Raw genomic sequence first — 20149 nt, forward strand, 5'->3', positions numbered from 1 at the left:
GTTATTACATTTCTCCGCTTTGTCCAGTCGCTTTGAAATATTTGTCTAAAACAAGAAGTGAAATGAGTCTTTCCCGTTTCTTGTTCTGGAACTGTTTTATATATTCGTGGGCATGATCGATTATTTGTTGAGCCTTTTCCGGATGGTTTATGTAATAAGTGAGTTTCTCTTCAAAATCAGAGAAATCATTCTTGATTTCAATGTAATGGTAGTCGGGAATTAGTTTTCCTTCCATAAACCAGGTTTCGCAAGTAGGGCGGGTCATCACCGCAATAGAGTTGGAAGACATGACCCATTTCAGGTTAGATGCAACATCGTTCCCTTCAAGTGACAGAATAAATTTGTATTCCAGATGTTCCCGGATCGTCTTCTTGGCAACCATCCATTCCTGAGGTATACCTGTTTCGTGACCTACTACTCCGCAGTCGCATAGAGGATGATTTATATACATTTTTATAAATTGAGTCCGGATACGACTGTCACGGATCTTACCACGAAAAATAGCACAGTCCTTTTTGGTTGTGAAAGATCTTTTATCATTTACAAACATAAAATGGCGAAGTGCATCTAATTTTAGGATAACGGAGTTTTGGTTATCACCGGCCAACAATCTGCTTTTTACAATGGTAGGTGAATCCGGTGTGAAATAAACATCTCCCGGACAATATTGCCATCTTAAATCAGGACTGAACCAACGTGTATATTCTCTGGCATCAAAAAAGTAGGCCTTGTGAAAGTATGACATTTTGTAGTTGCCTAACTTTCCTCTGTATATCAGATACCTGATTTTATTTTCTACATGCGTTCCCTGCGGGATGGGATGATTATTTCCGGATAACCTGTTATAATAACTAACACGCTCTTCAATATAGGCCCTGTCCGGACGTTTTGATAGTTGGGCGATTGTTCTCTTCAGCTGCATTCTATAAAAATAGGAGGGAATAGCCATCTTCAACATATCATAAGCGAAGTAGATGAATTTAGGCGGTTTCCCACTACGCAATTTATATACCAGACTGTCACCCATTTTTATTCTTGTTTTAAGTATTTACTTACTCCGTTTTCGCAGTAAACTATATTTTTTTCATTGTTTTTCCGGAAATATTCTGCATTCTTCTGGTCACTTTCCATGCTTTCGTGTCCATGCCACAAATGATATACGATGCCGGCGAACCTTAAAGAACGTTTTTTGCAGCCTTTCCGTTGTAAACGGTGAGTCAGGTCATCATCTTCTTTTCCCCAGCCTTCAAAAAATTCATCATATCCGTTAATTGCCAGAAAATCGGATCTCCAGAAAGACATGTTGCATCCCAGTCCGGAAGATACGTTCTTTTTGTATCTGTCAGCAAAGAAATTAGAAACCGGTGTAGAGTGAATTGCTGTCTCAGCCCTGTTTTGTATACCGATTGTCCAAGGATAAATTCTTCGGTTTACTTTTGATTTACAGATTTCTTCTGTTAGTTTCTGCCCCAGATTCACTCTGGTTCCCCTCAAATAATGTCCTGGTTTCGCTAATCGTTTGTGGTCTTCTACAAATTTGTTGTGGAGGAAGATATCTCCATCTATTTCAATGATATAATCTCCTGTTGCTGCCGCAACAGACTTGTTGCGCATCATAGCCAAGCGAAAACCTTTGTCTTCTTGCCATAAATGTATAAGAGGCACCGGAAAATCTTTTTTGAAAGACTCTATTAAATCTTTGGTTTCTGAAGTGGAGCCATCATCGCCAACAATGACCTCGTCGGGCATAACGGTTTGGAAACGAACACTGTCCAGGCATACGGACAAAGCCTCCGGTCGATTGTAAGTAGAGATAATAAGAGTTGTTTTCATCTTAGTTCAGTTATTATTTAAAACCGGAAAAAGCTTTATGTTACAGCTTCTTCCAAGGTGAGGATGATACAAATGTAATACTTATTTTGAAATAAAGGACTTTTATATTGCTCTTATTGTTTAGATATAAAGAATTGATCTCATAGCCGTAGCCAAAGAGGTTGCCACTCGTCTTACAAAGAAGAATTCTGTTGTCGATTTTACCGTTCTTGCCGGAATATATTTTCTGTAGGTGATAATTACTGAGGCATACGCATTAAAATAATTATATACGAAAAAGCGTCTTAGGGTGGCTGCAACTCCTATTTCCCAATTCCTTAAATAATCATAAGTATGTGCTATTTCGAAAGCATCATTGATATACTTCTTCTTTAACGAAGAAGGCGGCAAAATAATAATGTGATTAATAAAATGAAACGTTTTTTGAACCAACTTTTTGGGCTTCCTTACTTTTATGTTATTTTCGGCAGCAAACTGAAATTGCTCATGTAACGCTTGCAAATATTGAAACTCTTTGAGCGGATTACGTGTACTGTTTGTAATGCTGCCCGGTCGGGTTCGATAATGGTATTTAGGAGTCTGCAATAAAACGATTTTCCGGGCTTTATGAAATATTTTATAACATAAAGCTATGTCTTCAAAACTCCATCCTACCGGAAAACGGAGTTCTGTAAACAATTCACGTTTGAATAGTTTCTCCCAGATATAATTTTGGATTATTTTGTCTTCAATTAAAGTCGCTATTGCTTTTTGAGAACTAAAAATCTTTGTCTTTTTTGATTTATATTTTACTTTTGTTCTGTTGGGCAGTTCTGTATAGTGTGTACAAATTGAAATATCAGCTTGATGTTCGTATATCAAGTGATATAGAGTCTCGTACATATCCTCATCAACCCAGTCGTCACCATCAACAAAACCGATGTATTCTCCCGTAGCCACGTCTAACCCTGCATTACGTGCATCGCTGAGTCCTCCATTTCTTTTATGGATAACTTTAATCCGTTCGTCTTGTTCGGCAAATTCATCGCAGATAACAGGCGAATGATCGGTTGAGCCGTCATCTATCAAGATGATTTCAATATTTTTGTAGGTCTGGTTGATTAAGGATTGTATGCATTCAGAAGCATATTCTGCTATATTGTATATAGGCACAATGATGCTAATAAGCGGCAGAGGTTTATTTACTTCCATTCTTTTAAGCAGGTTTAGGTAATTGCTATATTCTATATTTTATATAGTTTGTGCAAAGATAGAACGTTTATATTAGAATGTTACTAAAAAATGGAGAAAAGTGGGATACTTTTATAATATTTAGAGGTTCTAAAACTAAATTGGGGTCTAAATGTAAGTGTAACAGCACTGTTTGTTCTTGTCGGGGAGTTATAATTTTTGCTATATGTGACTTTGATCGGAATTAATAGGGGGATAGCTTTTGTGGTGGAGAGTGATTGAAAATGGAATGATCTGTTTTAATATATTGGTTATTATTTCGATAACAAATGTTAGTTATTGGGCTTGAAGTAAGAAATATAGTGTAGGTTTATGCGATGATTTATAAATTCACTAAAGATTTTCTGTTATCTTTGTGCCCTAAACATAAATAAGATATAATGAAGGAATTCTTTCAACTCATGCGGCGGTTTGTGTCGCCTTACAAGAAATTTCTGGGATGGGCTGTATTCTTAAACTTGCTGTCGGCTGTTTTTAATATATTTTCGTTTACTTTATTGATTCCGATTCTTCAGATTCTTTTCAAGATGGACAATAAAGTCTATGAGTTTATTCCTTGGGATGCTGCGGGAGAGGGCTTGAAGGACATCGCTGTGAATAATTTCTATTATTATGTGACTCGGATGATTGAAATAAACGGTCCTTCTCTTACATTGCTGTTTTTGGGTTTGTTCCTGGCATTCATGACTTTATTGAAAACATCGTGCTATTTTGCTTCTTCCGCAGTGATGATTCCTTTGCGTACGGGAGTCGTTCGTGATATCCGCATCATGGTTTATTCTAAAGTGATGAGTTTACCATTGGGTTTCTTTTCAGAAGAGCGCAAGGGAGACATCATTGCCCGTATGAGTGGTGATGTGGGTGAGGTTGAAAACTCGATTACAAGTTCATTGGATATGTTGATCAAGAATCCGATTCTGATTGTCATGTATTTTGGAACGTTGATTATCACCAGTTGGCAACTGACTTTGTTTACATTGTTAGTGGTTCCGGGTATGGGATGGATCATGGGTAAAGTAGGTAAAAAATTAAAGAGGCAATCACTTGAGGCGCAGGCTAAATGGAGTGATACGATGTCTCAACTTGAAGAAACTTTGGGGGGACTCCGTATTATTAAGGCTTTTATCGCCGAGCAAAAAATGATAAATCGTTTTACGGAATGCAGTAATGAGTTTCGTGACGCTACCAATAGGGTTGCCATGCGTCAGGCATTAGCACATCCGATGAGTGAATTCTTGGGCACATTGCTTATTGTGGTTGTATTGTGGTTTGGCGGATCACTGATATTAGGAAATCACTCTTCCATTGATGCTCCTACATTTATCTTTTATATGGTAATTCTTTATAGCGTTATCAATCCCTTGAAGGAATTCTCGAAAGCCGGATATAATATCCCTAAGGGACTGGCTTCTATGGAGCGTGTCGATAAGATACTGAAAGCAGAAAATAAGATTGTGGAGATTCCGAACCCGAAACCGTTGAATGGGTTGGAAGAACAAGTCGAGTTCAAAGATATTTCTTTCAGTTATGATGGTAAGAAAGAAGTACTTCAACATATTAACCTGACTGTACCCAAGGGTAAAACCGTTGCTTTGGTTGGGCAGTCCGGCTCAGGCAAGTCTACGTTGGTAGATTTATTGCCACGCTATCACGATGTGCAGGAAGGGACGATTACTATAGACGGAGTCAGTATCAAGGATGTTCGTATCTCTGATTTGCGCAGCCTGATAGGAAATGTCAATCAGGAAGCTATTTTGTTCAATGATACATTCTTCAATAATATTGCTTTCGGCGTTGAGAACGCGACTATGGAGCAGGTGATTGAGGCCGCCAAAATAGCCAATGCACACGATTTTATCATGGAGAAAGAAGACGGTTACCATACTAATATCGGTGACCGGGGCAGCAAGCTCTCCGGGGGCCAACGCCAGCGCATCAGCATAGCCCGTGCCATCTTGAAGAATCCTCCCATTTTGATTCTTGACGAGGCTACTTCCGCTTTGGATACTGAGTCAGAGCGTTTGGTACAGGAAGCGCTGGAGCGTTTGATGAAAACACGTACGACGATTGCTATTGCCCACCGCCTCTCTACCATCAAAAATGCAGATGAAATTTGTGTGCTGTACGAAGGGGAAATTGTAGAACGCGGAAAACACGAAGAATTATTGGCTAAAAACGGATATTATAAACGACTGAATGATATGCAGTCACTATAGACATGACAAAAAAATGGCAATATTTATGTAGATGCCTTTTAGTATTGGTTTTTATAGGAGGAGTTATCCCCGCAAAGGCACAACTGGTAGAGCGAGTTTGCCGTACCGATTATAAAATAAGCCCCGAACGAAAAGGAGAACTTCTTCTGGAGTTGGACAATATCAGCTTTTTCAAAGACAATGAATTTGCCGGTACAGTGATAAAAGGCTATTCATTGCCGGGACTCTGGATACAACCCAAATTTGTATATTATCCTTTGAAGAATATCAAGTTGGAAGGAGGAGTCCATATGTTATGGTTTAGTGGGGCTTATCGATATCCGAGTGTTTCTTATCAAGACATAGCACTGTGGAAAGGTGAACAATATCAGAAAGGTGCTCATCTTTTGCCTTTTTTCCGGGCACAAATATCGATGAAATCAGTAGACTTGATTTTAGGGAATATATATGGAGGCTCCAATCATGGACTGATTGCACCTTTGTATAATCCGGAGTTGAATTTGACTGCCGATCCGGAGACGGGTTTTCAGGTATTGGCAGGTGCTCCCTGGATCGATCTGGATGCTTGGATTGATTGGCAGAGTTTTATCTTTCGGGACGATACTCATCAGGAAGCTTTTACTGTCGGATTATCTACACGGTTCAAGTTGAATGCCCCTTCTTCGACTTTCCATTGCTATATTCCTTTGCAAATATTGGCGCAACATCGCGGAGGCGAGATCGATACGATTCGCGAGAGTTCAGTACAAACGTTGATGAACGGTGCCGTAGGGGCAGGAGTGACGTGGAACATCGATCGCCGGATTTTGAAGCGTGTTAATGTAGAACTTGATGCTGCCGGTTATTATCAACAGAAAGGTGAGTTATGGCCTTATCGTAAGGGCATTGGAGTCTATAGTAGTGCTTTTGTTGATTTGGGCAACTTCCGCGTAAAGATGGGGCATTGGATCTGCAACGATTTCATTACGATGTTTGGAATTCCCTATTTCGGAACAATATCTACCAAGAAAGAGGGTATAACTTATGATAAACCGCAAACTCTGTTCTGTTCGATAGAGTATTCCCGCATGTTCGGGAAGCATTATGCACTGGGATTGAAGGCCGATGCATATCAGTTTTTCCCGGGGACAATGCGGAGTGCCAATGGAGAATTAACTTCTCCCGGTAGCACTACCAGTTTTTCTGTCGGAGTCTATTTCCGGATTAATCCATCATTTTTATTGAAGAAGTTTTAGAGTCTATTTTCTTCCGAAGTCTGCCGGTATTTCTCCCCATTCTCTGGTTTCCCATTTCAATATGGGAGTGGTATACTTATTTTCTTTAAGCCATTTTTCTGCGCGTTCTATCAATACAAACAGGGCTTCAGTTTCTGCCGTACGGGAGAGTTTCGTCTTGCATTTTTTTTGTTTCACCCAACTGATTGCGTTTGCACTGTCGCTATAGATTGGCATGTCGAACCCTTTCTGCTTCAGCAAAGCAAGACCGTGTACGAGTGCCAGAAACTCGCCGATATTGTTGGTACCTTTCATCGGGCCGAAATGAAAAATTTCTTGCCGGCTTGCCACGTGGACACCACGATACTCCATCGGGCCCGGATTGCCACTGCATGCAGCGTCCACAGCGAGGCTGTTTTCTATGACTGCTACCGGTAGCATATCAGTGGAAGGTCCGGTTGTTTTTTTCTTTGCATTTTTACCAATATAAGCATAAGGTGATGCAGCGAAAGCTCGTTCTGCTTCTTCCCGGTTATCAAAAGATTTATATTTGGCACTGTCATATCCCTTCACCTGAAGCTGACATTCGGTCCAGGAGGTATAAATACCAGGAGTGACTCCATCCCATACAACGTAAAATTTTTGTTTGCCCATATTTGATGTTTCAACTTATCGGGTGGTAAAGGTACGAATATATTCCATTACCGAACAACTTTCGTTTGTCAGTTGTTTTAATTTAAAAGAATCAATCTAATAAAGAAAGGAGTATTTTTATGAAAAAATCCTTCGAAGAGGCCCTCAAACACAGAAGGACCTATTATTCGATAACAAACCAGTCTCCGGTTTCTGATGAGGAAATAGAGCGGATTGTCAATTTAGCTGTCACTCATGTGCCTTCTGCTTTCAACTCTCAATCAACTCGTGTAGTGCTATTATTGGGTGAGAATCATAAGAAATTATGGCATATCGTAAAAGAAACATTGCGAAAGATCGTCCCACCGGAAGTTTTTAAAACGACGGAAGCCAAAATCGACAACTCTTTTGCAAGCGGATACGGAACTGTTTTATTCTTCGAAGATCAGTCGGTCGTTAAGGGATTGCAGGAAGCATTCAGCAGTTATAAGGATAACTTCCCCGGGTGGTCGCTGCAGACTTCTGCGATGCATCAGCTGGCTGTATGGACGATGTTGGAAGATGTCGGCTTCGGAGCTTCTTTGCAACATTACAATCCGCTGATCGATGAAGAAGTACGCCATACCTGGCATTTGCCTGAAGAGTGGCATCTGATTGCCGAAATGCCGTTTGGACTTCCGGTACAGGGACCTGGCGATAAAGATTTTAAAGATTTGGATACCCGGGTCAAGGTATTTAAATAAGGTTTATTTGTTTCACCGAAGGAGGGGATATCGTTTTATCTTTGGTCAAGACTTGTTGAGTAGCATTACATCGCTTTGTGTGCAATGTGTTATGATTAAGTCTTTTATGAAAAAGAACGACATCCTTATCCGGGTTCGCATGCCTGTGCTCATAAGCCCGCATACTCGGGCTCATGGATACAGGCATGCGGGCTTATGGGCCTCCGTATTGCCTGAAAAACAGAGGGGGTAAGACGGAAGATCGAAATGATTTTTTGGGGTTCTTCTTCAAATTTGGTGGTAAGTTTTCTTTTACTCATGGAGTCTAATTCAGTTTTCGGAAGTGTAAGCCCTCTTTTATAGTTGACAAAAAAGGAAGTATCCCGGCTTTCACCCGAAGAGTCCATCCGTGAGGTGAGGAAGCTAATCTTAGACTAAATCATCTGAAAATCAATGTCTTTAAAAAGTAAGATTTCTCTCCTTAAAAGCTTTGTTTTAACATAGAGTTAAAGCTTGTTCTTTGGATGTGAATAAGAAGTTCTTTAAATGCAAAAGGCTTGTTATTTGCGCACAAGAACCTGCCAACCTGCAAAAGACGTTAACAATGTTAATTGAAGAAAGGTATAAAGATGAAGATACCGGTTCAAACGACGTAAATTCACTTCCGAAGCTTGAGCTATCTTATTCAGCCGATGTCTGTTTTTTCTTATTAAAGCAAAAAGGACAATAATCAACTTGAAAAAAAGAAATTAAAGAATTTACCACCAAATTTGAAGAAGAACCCGAAAAGTTACCATGTGGGTCATTCGGTGTTCTCTCAATAAATATCTATCTTTGTGCGAAAATGCCGTTTGCTTATGATCCGTATATTTCTGACCGGCTATATGGGAGCCGGAAAAACCACGTTAGGAAAGGCTCTCGCACGAGAACTGCACATCCCATTTATCGATTTGGACTGGTATATTGAAGAGCGTTTTCACAAAACGGTCGGAGAGTTGTTTTCTGAACGGGGAGAAGCCAGTTTTAGGGAACTTGAAAAGAACATGCTACATGAAGTAGGTGAGTTTGAGGATGTGGTGATCTCTACAGGAGGAGGGGCGCCTTGCTTTTTCGATAACATGGAGTATATGAATCGGGTGGGGACTACCGTCTTTCTGGATGTAGACCCCAAGGTATTGTTTAGCCGGTTGCGGGTTGCCAAACAACAGCGCCCTATATTGCAGGGGAAGAAAGATGACGAACTACTTGATTTTATCGTACAGGCACTCGAAAAACGTGCGCCTTTTTATCGTCAGGCTAATTATATCTATTGTGCAGACAAACTGGAAGACCGTAGTCAGATTGAAACATCCGTGCAACAACTGCGTAAACTTTTGAACTTACATATAGCAAGCTAAATTTTAAGAAACCTTATTTTCTGCTTCGGCTATCCCTTTTTTCTTCTCTATCCTTTGTTCAGTCGGCCAATATTACTATCTTGCAGTCGCTGTGAGGTTTTATGCCTGTCAGTGTGTTACAACATAAATAAAACGATCAGACAATTATGGAAACTTTAAAAGAGAAATTCGAAGCCCTGGCCCATCGTATCCAATCATCCGGAAAACCGGCTGCCGCATGGTTCCCTCAATTTACACCTGTCACTTTGTTGAACGCCGAAAATTGGTGGGAAGCACTTGCTGTGTGCGAATATGCCTTGGACACCCATGAGGACGAAGCACTGACAGCCGGATTTTTTGAATTAATATTCAGTGCATACGATTGTAACGTAGAAGTGGATCTTAATGAGGAAGAGTATGCCTACTGGTGGGAGAAAGTGATCAGTGTATGCGATCGTGTGGCTGTATTCAACGGTGCCGGGTGGTCACAGAAAGGTGCACAATATTCGGAAGCCCGTTATGGGAAACGTGATCTCAGCCTGTTATTCCCTTGCTATGAAAAAGCGGCGGAAATGGGAAGCCCGGAAGCAGAGGCAACCGTTGCTTATTGGCGTTATATGGGTTTCTACTGCGAACAGGATAGGGCAGAAGGAGAGCGTCGATTTGCAGCTTTATCCTCACCCGAAGCTTTGCTATGGGGAAAATATTACCGGGCTTATGCCGAGCAGCACACCGGCAGTAAAGAGAAAGCCCTGCTTATGCGAAAAGAGCTGCTTGACGAACTTCCCGAAGGCCATCGCCTGCGTGCCCATGTATATGCCGCGATGGGCGACGCACTTGATATAGAAGAAGGAAGTGTGGCTGAAGAAGCGGCATGCTATGAGAAGTCGCTGGAACTTGTTCCTAATCTATATTCTTTAAAAAATCTGGCAACTCTCTATTTTCGCTATCCGGAACTAGGGAAGCAAAAAGAACTGGCGTTTGAGTTGTGGGAGAAAGCCTGGCATGCAGGTGTATGGTCTGCAGCTAATTTCCTTGGATATAACTATCAGGAAGAAGAGTGGCTCGATATGCCTAAAGCCATTGAATGGCTGGAGAAAGGGATGCTTTATTGTGAATCATATTGTGCCTATGAATTAGCATTGATCTATCTTTATAATGATGAGTATAAGAATGTGGAACGTGGGTTGATGTGCCTGCAGCGCTGTGTCGACGACAATTATGTAGAAGCTATCGAGACGCTTGCCAATGTTTATTTCAACGGTGAATTGGTGGAAGAGAATATCTCGTATGCCTGTCAGTTGTTGGAGAGAGCTATCAAGCTGGGGTCCGGTAGTGCAGCCTATCGTATCGGCTGGATGTATGAGCGTGGATTGCTTTCTGAAGAACCGGATTATCAGAAGGCTATGGAGTATTATGAAAAAGCTGTGTCTATGGACAATGCTGACGGGTATGCACGGGCGGCTCTTTATTTGGCTAATGGTTATTCCGGAGTTACGGATGCCGGGAAGTCAAAGGCCTATTATGAAAAAGCGGCAGAGCTGGGTTCATGTTTTGCAATGGTAGAATTGGCATTCTTATACGAAAATGGTGAGGTGGTGGAACAAAGTTATGAGAAAGCTTTCGACTTGCTCCAAAAAGCTGCCGGACAGGAGTATCCTTATGCGATGTATCGTGTAGGACTTTATTTGGATAGGGGAGTCATCGGTGAGCCACGGCCCGAAGAAGCGTTTGCATGGTATGCAAAGGCAGCCGAACGGGGAGACGGAGATGCGATCTTCGCTCTTGGGCGTTGCTATAAGAATGGAATTGGTACGGAAGAGAATCCGGATAAGGCTCTTGAATGGTTTACTAAGGGTGCAGAGAATAACGAACCCCGTTGTCTTACAGAAATGGGGTTGGCTTATGAATACGGTAGTGGGATAGAAGAGAATCCTCATCAAGCTGTTGAATATATGACAAAGGCTGCCGAACAAAATTATGGTTATGCCCAATTTAAAATGGGAGACTACTTTTTCTTTGGTTACGGTGCCTGTCCCGAAGATAACAAACAAGCTGTGGAATGGTACGAGAAGGCTGTTGCAAATGATATACCTTTGGCTATGTTGCGTATGGGTGAATATTACCTTTACGATTATGACAAACTGAATGAGTCGGAGAAAGCTTTCAGCTACTTCAAGAAAGCGGCTGAAGCAGAATGTTATAATGAAGGACTGGGAATCTGCTACGAGATGGGTATCGGTGTGGAAGACAATGAAACAGAGGCATTCAAATATTATACTTTGGCTGCGGGCAGTGGCAATGTTATGAGTATGTATCGCACCGGATTGTGTTATTACAACGGAGTAGGTGTAAAACAGAATTATACAGAAGCTTACCGATGGTTTAATGATGCCGCCGGAAATGACAATGTGGCTTCGTATTATTATTTAGGTAAGATGCTGATGTATGGCGAAGGCTGTGTGCCCGATGCGGAAGCAGGGCTTCAATGGTTGATGAAAGCTGCTGAGCATAATAGTGACAAGGCGCAGTTCGAATTGGGCAATGCCTATTTGATGGGCAATGGAGTAGAGGAGAATGATGAGATCGCTATGGAGTGGTTTGAGAAAGCAGCCGAAAACGGAAACGCGAAAGCCTTGAAAATTACTGGAAGAAGACAACGATAAAAACAGAATGGAAAAAGAAGGTAATAATCTGTTTCAGGTCAATCTTAAAGGTATGATTGCCCTGTTGTCAGAGCATATTTATAGTAATCCGAATACTTTTGTCCGGGAGTTATTGCAAAATAGTGTGGATGCCATCACTGCATTGCACAACATCGATGAAAATTACTCCGGACGTATTGATGTCTTCCTGAATGGGGATGGCTCGATGGTCTTTCAGGACAATGGAATCGGACTGAAGGAAGAGGAGGTATACCGTTTCCTCACAGTGATAGGTGAAAGTTCAAAGAGAGACACTCCCGATGCCGACGATTTTATCGGTCGGTTTGGTATCGGCTTGTTGTCTTGTTTTGTGGTGACCAATGAAATCAGGGTAGAGAGCCGGTCGGCAATGGGGGGAAATCCTGTTTGCTGGTGCGGAAAGGTGGACGGTACTTATCAGACTACTTTCCCCGATGAAGAGTGGGAGATCGGTTCAAGGGTTGTGTTGAGGCCTAAAAATGAATGGGCTCATCTGTTCGAATACGAAGTGTTTAAAAAGATATTGGTAAATTATGGAGAAGTCTTGCCATATCCTGTCTATTTACATCGTGGAGAAGAAGAAGAGTTGATTAATACCCCATCACCCGTCTGGCTTGATCCGAAAGCTACCCGGAAAGAGTTATTGGATTATGGGACAAAGGTCTTCCAATCGTCTGCTCTGGATGCATTTCCTATACGGACAGAGCATGGACGGATAGAAGGTGTACTCTATGTATTACCTTTCCGTACGCAATTCTCTGTGCGTAATTCGCATAAAGTATATCTGAAGCGGATGTTGCTTAGTGAGGACGATTGCAATCTGTTGCCTTCTTGGGCATTTTTTATTCGTTGCCTGGTGAATGCCGACGGACTGCTTTCTACAGCCTCCCGCGAATCATTTGTCAGCAACGGTTCATTGAAAGATGCCCGGAAAGAGATTGGGGTCGCTATCAAGGAATATCTCCGGGCTTTGGTGCAGAACAATCGGTCCGTTTTTAATAAAATACTGGATGTTCATCACTTTCACATTAAAGCCATTGCTTCGGAAGATAATGAGTTACTTCGTCTGTTTATGGATTATCTTCCGTTTGAGACGAATAAGGGAATAAGAAGTTTCGGTAGTATCCGTTCGTCAAATAATACTATTTATTATACACGCAATCTGGAAGATTTCAGGCAAGTGCGCAGAATAGCCGGTGCACAAGGCAGGCTGGTAGTTAATGCTGCTTATACATTCGATGAAACGTTGTTGAAAAAATATATCCGGCTTAATCAAGAACTGTCTTTAGAGGAGATTTCACCTGCCCGTCTGTTGGAAGAGTTTGCCGAAGTAGAGGGTAATAAAGAGCACCGGTCTTTTGAAACGAAAGCCAGTGAACTTTTGAAACGTTTTGGGTGTATTTGCCGGTTGAAGCATTTCACTCCGGTGGATACTCCGGTTATATTCGTAGCCGAAGAAAAAGAAGAGAACAGTAAAGTCGCCAATAATCCGTTGGCGGCGGTATTGGGCTCGGTAAATGCCAAAAAACGTTTGCCACCCACATTGACTTTCAATGCCGACAATGAGATGGTGCAGACATTGCTGAGAATCCAGGGAGACAACAAGCTGTTTCAGCATGTTGTGCACATTCTGTATGTACAATCGCTTTTGCAAGGAAAATATCCTGTGAACAGTGAGGAGATGGAACTTTTCAATCACTCTCTTTCTGAATTGATGACTGCCAAAATGAATGATTTTATAAACTTTCTCAATTAAACGAAAGCATGAAATATACACTTGAAATACAAAAATTACTGTTGCAGGCACAAAACGACAACCTGCATCCCCGCGAAAAGGCCAATTTGCTGAGAGAAGCTATTCGCATTGCAGACGAGAATGAAGATGTACAATGGGCTGTGGAGATGAGATTGGATCTTATTTACGAGCTAAATCTCCTTTCGGCTGATGCTGAAGAAATTGCTGTATTTTCTAAAATCCTGGACAGTTATGAAAATCATAAGGACCAGATAAATGAAGATGATATTTTATGGAAATATAAATGGATATGGTCTTGTACATTCGATCTTCCCAGCATACCGATGGAACAGGTAGAGGCAGTGGGAGAAGATTATAAAACCCGTATCTTGCGAAATGGTTACTCGTTGCGTACGTACTATCATCGTCTGTCTGTGGAGTATACCAAAATGAGGGAATACGCGAAAGCTAAAGAATGCATTGATAAAATGTTGGCGGAAAAAATGGATGATCTGACTTGTGAGGCATGCGAACTGAATTTTATGTTGGATTATTATCTTGAAACCGGGCAGTTTGAGGAAGCTTATAATCGTGCCCAACCTTTAATTACCAGACAGGTTTCTTGTTATGAAGCTAACCTGAGAGCCTATATGAAGTTGGCTTATTATGCCTGTAAAGCCGGGAAGCCGGAAATTGCTGCCGATATGTGTGCACGGGCTGAAGAAGCCTTGGTTGGGAGAGAAAAAGATGAATATTTGTTGCTATATCTCGGGTTGTTTATTGCCTATTATTTTATGACCCATCCGGATCGGGGCTGGGAGTATGCAGAGCGTTGTATTCCCTGGAGCCTGAATACTAATATGCAGAAAAAATATCGTTTTTCGTGTGATATGGTAGAGGCTTTGAGTTATGAATCCCGTGAAGAAGTCAGTTTGTCCCTGCCGGAAGAATTTCCGCTTTACCGGGCAGACGGAATATACTCAGTTGCTGCATTGCGTGATTATTTTTATAAACAAGCTACCCAATTGGCAAGCTTGTATGACACACGTAACGGAAATAACGGATATCAGGAACGATTATTTAATGTCAATTTAATTGGCAACCTGTAGATTAATACGTATTTTTGCCGTCCAATTATTTATTAAAAACAACTGAATAACAGAAAAATGAGAAAGTGGCGTATTGAAGATTCTGAAGAACTTTACAACATCACAGGTTGGGGGACTTCATACTTTGGTATTAATGACAAGGGTCATGTTGTTGTTACACCGCGGAAAGATGGCGTAGCCGTCGATTTGAAAGAATTGGTCGACGAGTTGCAGTTGCGTGATGTAGCGGCTCCGATGCTCGTACGTTTTCCGGATATTTTGGATAACCGTATTGAAAAGACTGCCTATTGTTTTAAACAGGCATCTGAAGAATATGGATATAAAGCCCAGAATTTTATCATCTATCCGATTAAAGTGAACCAGATGCGCCCGGTTGTTGAAGAAATAATCAGCCACGGCAAGAAATTTAATCTGGGACTTGAAGCCGGTTCCAAACCGGAATTGCATGCTGTAATTGCCGTCAATACCGATTCTGACTCTCTTATTATCTGTAATGGATATAAAGACGAAAGCTATATCGAGCTTGCTTTGCTGGCACAAAAAATGGGTAAGCGCATTTTCTTGGTCGTTGAGAAAATGAATGAACTGAAACTGATTGCCCGCATGGCAAAACAGTTGAATGTGCAGCCTAATATCGGTATTCGTATCAAACTGGCTTCTTCGGGAAGCGGCAAGTGGGAGGAGTCCGGAGGGGATGCCAGCAAGTTTGGTTTGACTTCCAGCGAACTGCTCGAAGCACTCGATTTCCTCGAGAGTAAGGGAATGAAGGACTGCCTGAAACTGATCCATTTCCATATCGGAAGCCAAGTGACAAAGATACGTCGCATCAAAACAGCATTGCGGGAAGCCTCTCAATTTTATGTGCAGCTTCATGCAATGGGATTCAATGTTGAATTTGTTGATATTGGCGGAGGGCTTGGAGTCGATTATGACGGAACCCGTTCGTCAAGCAGCGAGAGTAGCGTGAACTACTCTATTCAGGAGTATGTCAACGACTCTATTTCTACGTTGGTAGATGCCAGTGATAAAAACGGTATTCCCCATCCTAATATCATCACGGAGAGTGGCCGGGCCTTGACAGCACATCATTCTGTGTTGATTTTCGAGGTGCTCGAAACGGCTACTTTACCTCAATGGGATGATGAAGAAGAGATTGCTCCGGATGCACACGAACTGGTACAAGAACTTTATGGTATCTGGGATACACTGAACCAGAATAAAATGCTCGAGGCGTGGCATGATGCCCAGCAGATACGTGAAGAAGCACTTGACTTGTTCAGTCATGGAATTGTGGACCTGAAAACGCGTGCTCAGATCGAACGTCTTTATTGGTCAATTACTCGCGAAATCAATCAAATAGCCGGTGGGTTGAAACATGCCCCCGATGAATTCCGTGGGTTGTCCAAGTTGTTGGCCGATAAATATTTCTGTAATTTTTCACTTTTCCAATCACTGCCGGATTCTTGGGCAATCGACCAGATTTTTCCGATTATGCCCATTCAGCGTCTGGATGAGAAGCCGGATCGTTCGGCCACTTTGCAAGATATAACCTGTGATTCCGATGGGAAAATAGCCAATTTTATCTCTACCAGGAATGTGGCACACTATATGCCGGTTCATAGCTTGAAGCAGAAAGAGCCTTATTATGTTGCGGTATTCTTGGTAGGAGCTTATCAGGAAATTCTGGGTGATATGCATAACTTGTTTGGAGATACAAATGCAGTACACGTTTCTGTCAATGAGAAGGGATATAACATTGAACAGATTATTGATGGTGAGACGGTTGCCGAAGTGCTTGACTATGTACAATATAGCCCGAAGAAACTGGTTCGAACCCTGGAAACATGGGTGACAAAGTCCGTTAAAGAAGGAAAAATTTCGGTAGAAGAAGGTAAAGAATTCCTTTCCAACTATCGTTCGGGATTGTATGGATACACTTATCTTGAATAAATAGAAAGGATTACAATAAACAACGAACAACAAACGACGAGCTACAAGTTACGAATACTGCATGATATCAGTCTCGTTTCTTGTAGCTCGTGGCTTGTAATCCGTGGTTCATAACTCATAATTTGTAATGAAAGAAAAGATGAAGGAAAAACTGACAGTCATTAAAGTCGGAGGTAAGATTGTAGAAGAAGAAGCTACATTAAATCAGTTGTTGAATGATTTTGCAGCCATTGAAGGGCATAAAGTGCTGGTGCATGGAGGCGGACGTTCGGCAACGAAAATAGCCGCGCAACTGGGTATAGACAGCAAAATGGTTAATGGACGCCGTATCACTGATGCTGAGACATTGAAGGTGGTGACTATGGTTTATGGCGGGCTGGTGAACAAAAATATCGTAGCCGGATTACAAGCTCGCGGTGTCAATGCTTTGGGATTGACCGGGGCGGATATGAATGTAATCCGTTCAATGAAGCGTCCTGTGAAAGAGGTTGATTATGGTTTTGTAGGGGACGTAGAGCGTGTGGATTCTACGCTACTTTCCGATCTGATTCATAAAGGTGTTGTTCCTGTGATGGCGCCGTTGACGCATGACGGACAAGGGAATATGCTCAATACGAATGCAGATACCATTGCCGGAGAAACAGCAAAAGCCCTTTCTGCTATTTTTGATGTGACTTTGGTTTATTGTTTCGAAAAGAAAGGCGTGCTTCGTGATGAAAATGACGATGAGAGTGTCATCCCCCAAATTAATCATGCCGAGTTTCAACGCTACATTGCCGAGGGGGTTATTCAGGGAGGAATGATACCGAAGCTTGAAAATTCTTTTGAGGCAATTAATGCAGGTGTGTCTGAGGTTGTAATTACCTTAGCATCAGCTATTCATACAGATGGGGGAACTCGGATAAAAAAATAATTCAAAAAAATAGGAGTACTTCTGTAACTTTTCACCAGCTCATCCGTCAACTTAATAGAGATGCAAGAAATCAGCTTCCGAGACGACATATTGCCATTGAAGGATAAACTCTTTCGTTTGGCACTCCGAATCACTTTCGACAGGGCCGAAGCAGAGGATGTTGTTCAGGATACGATGATTAGAGTGTGGAATAAACGTGAAGAGTGGACACAATTCGGATCTATAGAGGCATATTGCCTGACTGTAGCAAAAAATCTGGCTATAGACAGAAGCCAAAAAAAAGAAGCTCAGAATGTAGAACTCACACCTGAAATGGAAGAAGAATCCGAAATATCCGGGCCTTATGATCAATTGGTCAATAATGAACGGATGTCGATTATCCATCGTCTGATTAACGAACTTCCTGAGAAGCAACGGCTCATTATGCAGTTGAGGGATATAGAAGGAGAGAGCTATAAAGAAATAGCAAAAATCTTGAATCTGACAGAGGAACAGGTAAAAGTGAATCTTTTCAGAGCAAGACAAAAGGTAAAACAAAGGTATTTAGAGATTGATGAATATGGATTATAAGTATATAGAACAGCTTTTAGAGCGATACTGGCAATGTGAGACTTCTCTGGAAGAAGAATCGGAATTGCGCTCTTTCTTTTCGGAGGAAGAGGTGCCTGCTCATTTGCTCCGTTACAAAGAACTGTTTGTTTATCAGACTGTTCAACAGGAGGCAGGGCTGGGAAAAGACTTTGATGCACGTATTCTGGCTCAGGTAGAGGCACCTGTGGTAAAAGCAAAACATCTGACAATGGTCGGAAGATTTATGCCTTTATTTAAGGCTGCTGCCGTGGTTGCATTGATTTTATCATTGGGCAATGTAGCACAACATACATTCTTTGCCGATGAGGCTTTGGATTATAATTATGATGCTTACAAGGACACATACGACGATCCCGAAGTGGCTTACAAACAAGTTTCTTCTGCGTTGATGATGTTGTCTGAAGGTATAAATAAATCGCAGGATCAGGTCGTAAGAGACAGTGTAAAGGTCGAACCGGTTCGTGTGATGAAGGAATAGAATAATGAAGAGCGTTCTTTTAATGTGCTGGATGGCATTGCTGTCTGTGGCTGTTTCGGCCCAGGACTTTGCTTCACGTTTCATGGCTGAACATCAGGCAGATTCCAATCTGACTTGTGTTACGATCAGTCCGAAAATGATGGAGGAGATTATGAAAAGCGATGCTGAAAAAGATAAGGAGGTGCTGGATATGATCTCTAATCTCAAAAGCATGCAGGTGCTTACTTCTGATGTGGAAGGAAAAAAGTATTTCAATGCAGCTTTGAAGGTGGTAGAGAAGAATTCCGGTCGGTTTGAATCGTTTCTTTCTTTTAAGGACAAATCTGAGAATTGTCAGATTATGGTTCGTAAGAAAAAAAGTACGATTGTTGAACTGGTGATGTTGATGCACGAAAAGAATCACTTTGCTGTGGTAAACTTTACGGGGAATATGAGTCCGGAGTTTATTGCACAAATAAAAAGACATTTTCATTTGCTTTAAACATATAATATAGTTAGTGTGCTTAATTAAAACAACTTTTTGACTTGAGGCTGTGAAGTTTCAATTCTCTCAATTTCAATAAAAAACTAACTAAATAAATGGGCTACCGCGTGATGCAGTAGCCCTTTTATGTTTATACTACGTTGTCTTCATAGAGCGAAGTTAAACTAAGAGAGAGTTTTTATATTTAGAGTTTCTGTAGTCCTCTTTTAGAAAAGTTTATTTGCGGGTTGCCTTTATAGGCTACGTTTCCACTGCCACTGACTCCTCCTGTCAGATTTTCTGTGGCGTAACATCTTATACTGCCCGAACCGCTAATACGTGCATTGACATTATCTACTTTTAATTCGGTAGCATTAATGTCTCCCGAACCGGCAATGTGATATTCGGCCTCGGTCGATTTGCCGTCTAGCAGTACATTTCCCGAGCCGGAAATGTTTACTTGGGTGTCGGATGTACTGATTCTTTTCAGGTTGACATTTCCTGAACCGTAAATACGTGCTGCCAATTTTGCGCATGAGAAACTGTTTCCGCTGATGTTTCCCGAGCCATAGATAGACATTTGCAGTTCATCATGGCTTTTTATTCCATTTGTAAAAGTGGTATTTCCCGATCCATATATAGATAAGTGTTTTAATGATGGAGAAGATACTCTGATCTCGAGTTTCCCACTATTACGGATGGAGGTATTCTTTTTGAATTTAATCGTTAATGTTCGACCGCTGACAGAGGTTTCCATCAATTCAACTATATTGTCGGGGCCATAAATCTGAACGGTGGGGGCGCCCTGTTTTTGTGTATAAACAATATCTGAACTACTCATCGATTTTATTTGGTCGAATGAACCGACTTTTATATTTTTAGTGATGTAGTTGGAACTTCCACTGATTTGCTTTCCTTGCGAACAGGCTGTGATGCTGAGTAACAAAAAAGTAATTGTAAGACTCGATAGTATATATTTTTTCATGCTCTTCTGATTTGTTA

The 20149-nt window shown here is 41.4% G+C and carries 17 protein-coding genes; 12 read left to right on the forward strand and 5 right to left on the reverse strand.

Annotated features, from left to right (window positions below; genetic code table 11):
• Positions 1-4 precede the first annotated feature (4 nt).
• The 3 genes from BSHG_RS16360 to BSHG_RS16350 all read right to left on the reverse strand — a co-directional run bounded on the left by BSHG_RS16360 (position 5) and on the right by BSHG_RS16350 (position 3024).
• Positions 5-1027 (reverse strand): glycosyl transferase family 90, encoded by a 1023-nt coding sequence (locus tag BSHG_RS16360; RefSeq protein WP_005796808.1) that lies wholly within the window; start codon positions 1025-1027, stop codon positions 5-7.
• Positions 1028-1029: 2 nt separating this feature from the next.
• A complete protein-coding gene (locus BSHG_RS16355) occupies positions 1030-1833 on the reverse strand; it encodes a glycosyltransferase family 2 protein (protein WP_008657976.1) in 804 nt (267 codons plus the stop codon).
• Between the two features lie 120 nt (positions 1834-1953).
• Complete coding sequence (locus BSHG_RS16350) at positions 1954-3024, reverse strand: glycosyltransferase family 2 protein (protein WP_008657977.1); 1071 nt, start codon at positions 3022-3024, stop codon at positions 1954-1956.
• Positions 3025-3443: 419 nt separating this feature from the next.
• On the opposite strand from BSHG_RS16350, the gene BSHG_RS16345 reads away from it, so the two are divergent.
• Complete coding sequence (locus BSHG_RS16345; RefSeq protein WP_005796802.1) at positions 3444-5279, forward strand: ABC transporter ATP-binding protein; 1836 nt, start codon at positions 3444-3446, stop codon at positions 5277-5279.
• A 2-nt stretch (positions 5280-5281) separates the two neighbouring features.
• Entirely contained in the window at positions 5282-6514 is a 1233-nt protein-coding gene (locus BSHG_RS16340; protein WP_008657979.1) for a hypothetical protein, read from the forward strand.
• A 3-nt stretch (positions 6515-6517) separates the two neighbouring features.
• Here BSHG_RS16340 and BSHG_RS16335 read toward each other — a convergent pair whose 3' ends face one another.
• Positions 6518-7147 (reverse strand): viroplasmin family protein, encoded by a 630-nt coding sequence (locus BSHG_RS16335; protein WP_008657980.1) that lies wholly within the window; start codon positions 7145-7147, stop codon positions 6518-6520.
• Positions 7148-7266: 119 nt separating this feature from the next.
• Between BSHG_RS16335 and BSHG_RS16330 the strand changes: the two genes are divergently transcribed.
• From BSHG_RS16330 to BSHG_RS16285, 10 genes are all read left to right on the forward strand, one after another.
• Positions 7267-7869 carry a nitroreductase family protein gene (locus tag BSHG_RS16330; RefSeq protein ID WP_005783862.1) on the forward strand — a complete coding sequence of 201 codons (603 nt, stop codon included), beginning with the start codon at positions 7267-7269 and terminating at the stop codon, positions 7867-7869.
• Between the two features lie 836 nt (positions 7870-8705).
• Positions 8706-9245, forward strand: coding sequence for a shikimate kinase (locus tag BSHG_RS16325; RefSeq protein WP_005783866.1), 540 nt, complete (start codon positions 8706-8708; stop codon positions 9243-9245).
• A gap of 146 nt (positions 9246-9391) precedes the next feature.
• Entirely contained in the window at positions 9392-11890 is a 2499-nt protein-coding gene (locus BSHG_RS16320; protein ID WP_008657982.1) for a tetratricopeptide repeat protein, read from the forward strand.
• A gap of 7 nt (positions 11891-11897) precedes the next feature.
• Complete coding sequence (locus tag BSHG_RS16315; RefSeq protein ID WP_008657983.1) at positions 11898-13664, forward strand: HSP90 family protein; 1767 nt, start codon at positions 11898-11900, stop codon at positions 13662-13664.
• A gap of 8 nt (positions 13665-13672) precedes the next feature.
• Entirely contained in the window at positions 13673-14752 is a 1080-nt protein-coding gene (locus BSHG_RS16310; RefSeq protein WP_005796795.1) for a hypothetical protein, read from the forward strand.
• Positions 14753-14809: 57 nt separating this feature from the next.
• Complete coding sequence (gene speA, locus BSHG_RS16305) at positions 14810-16702, forward strand: biosynthetic arginine decarboxylase (protein ID WP_005783873.1); 1893 nt, start codon at positions 14810-14812, stop codon at positions 16700-16702.
• A gap of 139 nt (positions 16703-16841) precedes the next feature.
• Positions 16842-17615 (forward strand): acetylglutamate kinase, encoded by a 774-nt coding sequence (gene argB, locus BSHG_RS16300; RefSeq protein WP_005783875.1) that lies wholly within the window; start codon positions 16842-16844, stop codon positions 17613-17615.
• Positions 17616-17675: 60 nt separating this feature from the next.
• Positions 17676-18185 carry an RNA polymerase sigma factor gene (locus BSHG_RS16295; protein WP_005783878.1) on the forward strand — a complete coding sequence of 170 codons (510 nt, stop codon included), beginning with the start codon at positions 17676-17678 and terminating at the stop codon, positions 18183-18185.
• Positions 18175-18684, forward strand: coding sequence for a hypothetical protein (locus BSHG_RS16290; protein ID WP_008769198.1), 510 nt, complete (start codon positions 18175-18177; stop codon positions 18682-18684). Before BSHG_RS16295 ends, BSHG_RS16290 begins: the two co-directional genes overlap by 11 nt.
• Before the next feature lie 4 nt (positions 18685-18688).
• On the forward strand, positions 18689-19165 hold the full coding sequence (locus BSHG_RS16285; RefSeq protein WP_005801902.1) for a DUF4252 domain-containing protein: 477 nt from the start codon (positions 18689-18691) through the stop codon (positions 19163-19165).
• Between the two features lie 187 nt (positions 19166-19352).
• Here BSHG_RS16285 and BSHG_RS16280 read toward each other — a convergent pair whose 3' ends face one another.
• Positions 19353-20132, reverse strand: coding sequence for a head GIN domain-containing protein (locus BSHG_RS16280; RefSeq protein WP_005796792.1), 780 nt, complete (start codon positions 20130-20132; stop codon positions 19353-19355).
• Positions 20133-20149 lie beyond the last annotated feature (17 nt).

It is taken from the genome of Bacteroides sp. 3_2_5 (assembly GCF_000159855.2).
Taxonomy (GTDB): Bacteria; Bacteroidota; Bacteroidia; order Bacteroidales; family Bacteroidaceae; genus Bacteroides; species Bacteroides fragilis.